The 7,250-nt window shown below is 50.1% G+C and carries 7 protein-coding genes; 1 reads left to right on the forward strand and 6 read right to left on the reverse strand.

What is annotated here, in order from left to right; genetic code table 11:
* Positions 1 to 141: 141 nt before the first annotated feature.
* From B2118_RS02340 to B2118_RS02360, 5 genes are all read right to left on the reverse strand, one after another.
* On the reverse strand, positions 142 to 1,098 hold the full coding sequence (locus B2118_RS02340; RefSeq protein WP_428052985.1) for a hypothetical protein: 957 nt from the start codon (positions 1,096 to 1,098) through the stop codon (positions 142 to 144).
* Positions 1,099 to 1,204: 106 nt separating this feature from the next.
* Positions 1,205 to 2,410: a PLP-dependent aminotransferase family protein gene (locus B2118_RS02345; protein ID WP_428052987.1), complete on the reverse strand. Its 1,206-nt coding sequence runs from the start codon at positions 2,408 to 2,410 to the stop codon at positions 1,205 to 1,207.
* A 28-nt stretch (positions 2,411 to 2,438) separates the two neighbouring features.
* A complete protein-coding gene (nadC, locus tag B2118_RS02350) occupies positions 2,439 to 3,272 on the reverse strand; it encodes a carboxylating nicotinate-nucleotide diphosphorylase (protein WP_428052989.1) in 834 nt (277 codons plus the stop codon).
* Positions 3,269 to 4,312: a quinolinate synthase NadA gene (nadA, locus tag B2118_RS02355; protein WP_428052991.1), complete on the reverse strand. Its 1,044-nt coding sequence runs from the start codon at positions 4,310 to 4,312 to the stop codon at positions 3,269 to 3,271. Before nadA ends, nadC begins: the two co-directional genes overlap by 4 nt.
* A gap of 3 nt (positions 4,313 to 4,315) precedes the next feature.
* Positions 4,316 to 4,780 (reverse strand): hypothetical protein, encoded by a 465-nt coding sequence (locus tag B2118_RS02360; protein ID WP_428052993.1) that lies wholly within the window; start codon positions 4,778 to 4,780, stop codon positions 4,316 to 4,318.
* A gap of 161 nt (positions 4,781 to 4,941) precedes the next feature.
* Here B2118_RS02360 and B2118_RS02365 point away from each other — a divergent pair, with 161 nt between their 5' ends.
* Positions 4,942 to 6,435, forward strand: a complete 1,494-nt coding sequence (locus B2118_RS02365; RefSeq protein ID WP_428052994.1) for an alanine/glycine:cation symporter family protein — start codon at positions 4,942 to 4,944, stop codon at positions 6,433 to 6,435.
* Between the two features lie 75 nt (positions 6,436 to 6,510).
* On the opposite strand, the gene B2118_RS02370 is transcribed toward B2118_RS02365, so the two are convergent.
* Complete coding sequence (locus tag B2118_RS02370; RefSeq protein WP_428052996.1) at positions 6,511 to 7,236, reverse strand: type IV pilin protein; 726 nt, start codon at positions 7,234 to 7,236, stop codon at positions 6,511 to 6,513.
* Between the last annotated feature and the right edge of the window lie 14 nt (positions 7,237 to 7,250).

The raw sequence follows: 7,250 nt of genomic DNA on the forward strand, positions 1-7,250 counted from the left end.
GCCTTTATACCCAGGATGACCTACTTATTCAGAGCACCGAGCCTTGCGCGCCGCCCCTGAGGGCGGCTTCCTTATTTAACAACAACAAAAACCCCGGGGGAAGAAGTCCGCCGGGGTGAGAAATTATCCAGTCAAACTGCTTTATTTTTGCGGAGTATGCGGGTCAAAGCGGTGTTTGTAATATGCTACAAACTTATCCCACACCGCACGGACCGCCGGCTTATCCGCAAAGCGGGGAGACATCTCCTCCAACTTGCCTACAAACAGTTCCCGCACTTGGCGCGGAGATTGTAAACTGTTGTAAGCCGCTTCCTCGGCCGATACGCGGGCACAGAATAAAAGAGTGTCTTTAATGGTGCCGTAATACTCCACTTCGTCCGTACCGATAACGGGCCCCATATCGTGCAAGCCGGTGCGGACCTCGCGGTACAAAAGTGCCGAGTAAAACTCGTGCATATTAACCGTAGGAGCAAATACGCCTTGCATCAAAATCTTCAAAAAGCGAACTCTATCCGCCGACGGCAAAAGTGGCAAAAAGTGGTCGTTTAACCGCTGGGCCGTAGCCTCGCCCAAAAGCGCGCGGAAATTGGGGTTGTCGTCCATAATTTTAGTTCCCGCAGAATATTGGTAGCGATTGCGGAATTCCTGCTCCGCTTGGTTTTGGGCAACGCGCAGTTCGTATTCCAACGCGAGCAAATAGGTGTAACTGAGTTTCATCCCCGAGCGGATACGCTGGGATAAAACCAACATACACGGGCTTAATTTATTGGTGTTTTGGTCCTGCATTTTAAAGAGAGCCTTGGACACTTCACGCGTGAGCGCATTGGACACTTCCGTATGGATTTTTCCGTCCTTTAAAAGCGGTGCCAAAGCCCCGCGAGAAGGCAGTACGGAAGCGAAACGCGCCAAAATCTGGCGTTCCGGCGTGGCTTCCACCAAATGCTGTAACGCCTTTTCTTCCGCAGGAACAGCCACCCTAGGAGTGCGGGCCAAAATCTTCCTTACCCCTTTAACGGATTTAAGCGGATTTTTCTGCGCAAAAGCCGCCGTAGGAATTAACAAACCTGCTAAAAATAAAATAAATAATTTTTTACCCATACTTATATTTTGCAAAACTAACAGCCCAAATAACAGGGCCCTTGGACCCACTTTTATATAGGGCAAAGGACCTAAAAAAGAGGGACCTGGTAAGGTCCCCCGCTGGTTACAGATTATCTTTAATGGTTTGCGCGAGACGCTTTAAACCTTCTACCATTTGTTCCTTAGTGGGATAAGAAAAGTTTAAGCGCATATCGTTAAACACATCGGCCTGCGGATAGAAATCCACCCCCGCAACATAGGCTACTTTATTTTCAATAGCCTTGGGCAGCAAGTCCGTGGCGTTCATATGTTTGGGCAAGGTAAGCCACAGGAAGAGGCCGCCCTCGGGGCGCGTCCAGGAAACATTTTTTGGCATATATTTTGCCAAGGTTTCCAACATCAAATCGCGTTTTTCGCGGTAGGCCGCAATGATTTCTTTGACGTGCTGCATCAGCATCCCGCTGCGAAGGTATTCGCCCGTAGCCAACTGCAAAATGGGCGAGGTGCACAAGTCCATCGCCTGTTTTAAAATGACATATTTTCGGATGACGTCTTCCGGTCCGATAATGTAGCCCAAGCGGAAGCCCGGCACAAATACCTTAGAGAACGTAAACATCGTAATCACGTTGCCGCGGCCGTTATCCAGCGCGTAAAAGGTGCGCGGGGAAGTGCCTTCAAAGCGGACTTGGCGGTATGGAGAGTCTTCCAAAATAAAGGTATTATATTTTTGGGCAATTTCCAAAATTTGCACACGGCGGTCTTCGGGAATAGTCGTACCCGTGGGGTTTTGGAAATCGGGCACCAAGTAGATAAATTTGCACTGTTTGCCTTGGGCCTTTAACGCGGCCAGTTTGGCTTCCAAATCTTCGGGCAAAATACCGTATGCGTCGCTTTCCGCACCCGTAATATCCGCACCCGCCACGTGGAACGCCTGCAACGCGCCCAAATAAGTGGGGCAAGCGGTAATAATGCTGTCGCCGGGGTTTACGAACAGGCGCGCCGTCATATCCAACGCCTGCTGGGAGGCAGACACCACCATCATTTGGTCGGTGGTTACGTCAATATTTTCGGTCTCTTTTAAGAGTTTTACCAGTTCCGTGCGCAGTTCCATTTGCCCTTCGGTCGTGCCGTACTGCAACGCCTGTTTAGGGGTCTTCGTCAGTACATCTTGCATAATATTGGCAATTTCGTGCGTGGGGAACAATTCCGGGGCCGGTAACCCCCCCGCGAACGAAATAATATCCGGGCGGGCAATCACCTTCAAAAGTTCTCTAATGGCAGAAGCCTTGGAGCGGCTTACCACTTGGGAAAACAACTTATTGTAATTCATCTGCTACTCCCAATCTTATAATAATCGCTTAACTAATATATTGTACAATTTTTAGGCTCAAATCTTTCGCCGGGACAGAGTGAGTCAGCGCCCCCATAGAAATTACATCCGGGCGGACTGCGCAGTAGGCCTCTAAATTGGTTTTATTCACGCCACCGGAAACCTCAATAATCGCGCGTCCGGCAATTTCTTTTTTGCACACGGCAATTTGTTCGGGCGTCATATTGTCAAGCATAATGATATCCGCACCGGCGTTTAAGGCTTCCTTTACCTCGTCCAAGGTCGTGGTTTCCACCTCTACCTTGGGCGTATGGCCGATAACGTCCTTAATCTTTTTGACGGCCGCCGTAATGGAGCCCGCCGCCGCAATGTGGTTATCCTTAATCATCACGCTGTCGGCCAGGCTAATGCGGTGGTTGCGTGCGCCGCCAATGCGTACCGCGTATTTATCCAAACGCCGCAAGCCGGGCTGGGTTTTGCGCGTATCCACAATCATTACGCCATATTTTTTGCCGATGGCCGCATACTCGCGCGAGGCGGTGGCAATACCGCTCATCCGTTGCATAAAGTTAAGTGCGGTCCGTTCGGCCTTTAAAATAGACAAGGTGCGCCCCGTCAGTTCCAGCACGATTTCGCCCTTCTTCACGTCGTCGCCGTCCTTTTTAAGCGGCGTAAAAACGACCTCCGGATCCACCGCGTGGAACACGGTTTTGGCTACGTCCATACCGCACAGCACCAAGTCTTCCTTGGCGCGGATAGCGGCCTTGGCCCGGTTTTCGGGCGTAAAAATAGTGTCCGAGGTGATATCCCCCAAACTTAAATCTTCCAGTAAAGCAAGTTCAATAATTTTATCTAGTATCATTTGGCAAGTTCAAACATTTTTTCAATGGCTTTTTTGGCCTGGGCCGCTATTTTTTCGTCCACCGTAACCACTTGGTCGGGGCGCGGGTCAATCAGGGCTTCCAGGGTATTAATCAAACTGTTCTTCTTCATATAACTGCAAACCCCGTAGGGCCAGATGAAGGTTTTGTCCGGGTGTTCGGCTTCCAAACGGTTGACAAGGCCAAACTCCGTAAGCATCCCAAACGTCTTATCCGGCGACGCGGCCACATACGCGGCCATCCCCTTGGTGCTGCCCACGTAATCGCACTTTTGGCAAACTTCAATGGGGCACTCCGGGTGCGCCAACACTTTTATACCGGGATGTTCGGCGCGCAGTTTATCCACAATTTCCGGGCGGTATTTGTCGTGCACGCAGCAGGAACCGCCGGAGGAAATAATCTTTTTAGGCGTGCCGCGGCGTTTGAGTTCGGCGTCAATATTTTGCGCCATTAACATATCAGGCACAAAAATAAGTTCATTTCCGGGGATTTTCTGCGCAATGTCAAACACATTGCCCGATGTTACACACGAATCACACACGGCCTTTACGTCCGCAGAACTGTTAATATAGCACAAAGCCGGTACGCCGGGATGTTTTTCCCTCAGTTTTTTTACGTCTTCCCCCGTCATAGAATCGGCCAGCGTGCACCCCGCACGGCCCGCAGGGATAACCACCTTTTTGCCCGGGTTAATGATTTTGGCCGTTTCTGCCATAAACCACACGCCAGCAAAAACAATGATATCGGCGGTAGAGGAGCGCGCCTTTAACGCCAGTTCATACGAGTCCCCCCGAAAATCGGCCACGCCGTAAACCAAATCGGGCGTGGTGTAGGAGTGGGCGAGAATAACGGCGTTCTGCTCTTTTTTAAAGCGGTTAATCGCCAGTACATACGGCGCGGCGGCCAAGCAGTCCTCAAACGTCCACTTGGCAGCCTTGGTTTTGGATACAGATTTAAGAAGCCCATATAATCTATGGGCTTCTTGTGTAAGTTGTGCTTCCTTATCTAACGGCGTAAGCATAAATTATTGCAGGGTGTCCGGCGCAATTTCGTCGCTCGTGTAGGTGGTAGTCGTCGTGCTGGTGGACGAGGTGGACGTATTCGGCGCGGAGCCGTCTAAATAGTAAATATTGGTATTGTTAATGACCTTTTTGTTAGTGGTCGTGGATTTAGACGTACTTTTGGCGGTCGTCTTTTTGGCGGCCGATTTTTTAACTACCTTGGCCGCGGGCTTTTTGGCCCCTCTTACCGTTTGTTCGGCAGGCGGCAGATAAGAATCCCCGCAAGCCTGCAACTCGTAGGCGGGCAAGGTGTCGTAATCGGCCTCTGGCGCCAAAAGATTATCAAATTCTTGGTCAATGATTTGGTATTTAGCATCTTTGGCGGATGCTTTATTGCGGGAATCCGCAGTTTTGGTGTTGGCGTTGCCGGAAGAGCAAGCGGCGGCGCCGAAAGCGGCGATAAAGGCCGCGAGCAAAAGTTTCTTCATAACCCGTCTCCTTATTTATGCGGGAAAACCCGCGCGTTACTAAATTATATATCATATTGCGCGGATTTGGAAAGATTTTCCCATAGAAATTTTTATAGGTTTCCCCTTATATTTTAGTACAATAAAAAGGTTGTACCGTTTGGGAGGAAGAAAAAAACACGATGGAAAGCCTGCAACAATTATGGACAGCGGTGTGCGCGTTTGCCTCATCGCCGACCTTGCAACATATGTACGACGTAATGAACGGATTCAATACCTTGGTATGGGGTCCGCCGATGATTATTATCCTGCTTTTTTTAGGTATTTACTTTACAATCCGCTTGCACTTCCTACAAAAATACACGTGGCCGGCGATGAAACTGTCGGTAAAAAAAGTGGAATCCGAAGGGATGGTCAGCAGTTTTGGCTCGCTCGCGGTGATGATTGGCGCGACCGTGGGCACGGGAAGCATTATCGGGGTAACCACCGCCGTAGCCGAAGGCGGGCCGGGTGCCTTATTTTGGATGGTAATTGCCGGATTTTTCAACTTTGCCATTAAATACAGCGAGTGTATGGTAGCCTTTAAATACCGCGTACGCTTGCCAGACGGCGAATATGTGGGCGGGCCGATGTATTACCTGTCCCGCATTTTAAAGTTCAAATGGCTCGGTATTATTTTTGCCGTGGGCACGGTGTTAATGGCCCTGACCGCTGGAAGTGCCTTGCAGGCCAACTCTATTGCAGATGCGTTGCGCGAAGGGTACAATTTGAACCCGTGGTATGTTGGTTTATTTGTAGCCGTTGCGGCGGGTGTAGTGATTATCGGCGGCGTAAAGCGCATCGCCGCGTATTCCGAGTGGCTGGTGCCGATTATGGGAGGGCTTTATTTACTGCTTGCCGTTATCGTGCTCTGTATGCACTTTACCGAAATCCCCGCGGCCCTAGTAATGGTGATTAAAAGCGCCTTTACGGGCAAGGCCGCCCTGGGCGGCGCCGCCGGCGTAGGGATTATGGCGATTGTGCAGGCAATGGTGCCCGCATTAAGCGCAGGCGTTACCCGCGCCGTACTGGCTACCGAAGCCGGGCTCGGCAGCGCCTCTATTGCAGCCGCCGCGGCAAAAACCCGCAGCGCTACGCAAATGGCTATCATTTCGGCCACTTCCGTATTTTGGGCGATTTTTATTTGCTCACTGACGGGTATGGTCATTGTACTGGCGGGCGACTGGCAGAACCCTAACGTATATGCGGCCAACCTGTGCAACAGCGCCTTTAAAACAGTGCCGTACATCGGTACGCCGATTTTGATTTTCTCACTGGTAATCTTTTCGTTTACCACCATTATCGGTTGGGGCTATTATGGGGAAAAGGCCCTGCAATTTTTGTGCAAGGGTTCTAATGTTCTAATAAAACCGATGCGAGTGATGTTTATTATTTTAACCTTTGTGGGCGGTTGGATTGGCACCAGTTTTTCGCTGGATTGGACGATTTCCGACTCCTTACTGCGCACCGCCGAGGCCAACAGTTCTACCCGCTTTATGTGGGCACTGGTCATTTTAACAATGACGCTAATGACCATACCGAATGTTTGGGCCTTGTGGTGCTTTCGCAAGGTAATTATCAAAACCTCGCGCAAAAACATTAAACAAATTATATGTAAGCACCCAAAGGCCAACTAATTGCCCGTTACTGATAAGAACCCGCCCCGGGAATTGTATATCCCGGGGCGGGTTCAAATTTTTGATATAGAAAAATTAGCGCAAATCCCAAGTGCTTTTAACAGCAAAAGCGCCCCCCGCATACCGCTGGGAAGTTTCCGTGCCTAATGCGTTACACAACCGACGCCAACGAGCCGGCTGGGAACTCGCCTTTTCGTATCCAATAATACAGGCCCTTTTGGCATCCACGCATACCTTGTTATATGAACTGGAATGGTTATGTGTACGGAAATACATAGCATCATACGGCTGCCACGGGGAAATAAAAGAATAGCATTGGTTGGTGCAAATATGAGGATAGACCCAATTTTCCCCGGTCGCCCAGCAATCGCCGCCCCAACTCTCGGGCCTTTTATACGCATAGGTCTTCGGTATTTCCACATCCAACTGGTCAAAGGTATCCGCGTACTGCCCGTTTGCCAAGTAATATGCTTCTTGGGCCTTTTCCACCGCATCCAACAGCGGCATATTGGATGCAAATTTGGCCTTATCCACCGCCACCTGATATTGCGGCACCGCCACCGCCGCCAATATGCCAATAATGAGTACGACGACTAGCAGTTCTATAAGCGTAAAGCCGGCACTTGTAATTCGGAAAGTATTAACCGTGCGGCAGCCCAGAACAATGCTGTGGTCGTCATCCCCGAGGAATTGGTGGCCCGCAGGGTTCGGGGATCCGTTGTTGTCGTTTTCTTTTTTAAATAACGACAGATTCCCGACTACAACCTTCGGGAATGACACAATAGAAGTAAATCCTTTCATTTTTTCTCCTTGTT

It is taken from the genome of Candidatus Avelusimicrobium stercoris, from assembly GCF_002437085.1.
GTDB lineage: Bacteria > Elusimicrobiota > Elusimicrobia > Elusimicrobiales > Elusimicrobiaceae > Avelusimicrobium > Avelusimicrobium stercoris.

Coding starts and splice junctions, on each gene's coding strand:
- B2118_RS02340 (WP_428052985.1), bottom strand. CDS start 1,098: ATGGGTAAAAAATTATTTATTTTATTTTTAGCAGGTTTGTTAATTCCT.
- B2118_RS02345 (WP_428052987.1), bottom strand. CDS start 2,410: ATGAATTACAATAAGTTGTTTTCCCAAGTGGTAAGCCGCTCCAAGGCT.
- nadC (WP_428052989.1), bottom strand. CDS start 3,272: ATGATACTAGATAAAATTATTGAACTTGCTTTACTGGAAGATTTAAGT.
- nadA (WP_428052991.1), bottom strand. CDS start 4,312: ATGCTTACGCCGTTAGATAAGGAAGCACAACTTACACAAGAAGCCCAT.
- B2118_RS02360 (WP_428052993.1), bottom strand. CDS start 4,780: ATGAAGAAACTTTTGCTCGCGGCCTTTATCGCCGCTTTCGGCGCCGCC.
- B2118_RS02365 (WP_428052994.1), top strand. CDS start 4,942: ATGGAAAGCCTGCAACAATTATGGACAGCGGTGTGCGCGTTTGCCTCA.
- B2118_RS02370 (WP_428052996.1), bottom strand. CDS start 7,236: ATGAAAGGATTTACTTCTATTGTGTCATTCCCGAAGGTTGTAGTCGGG.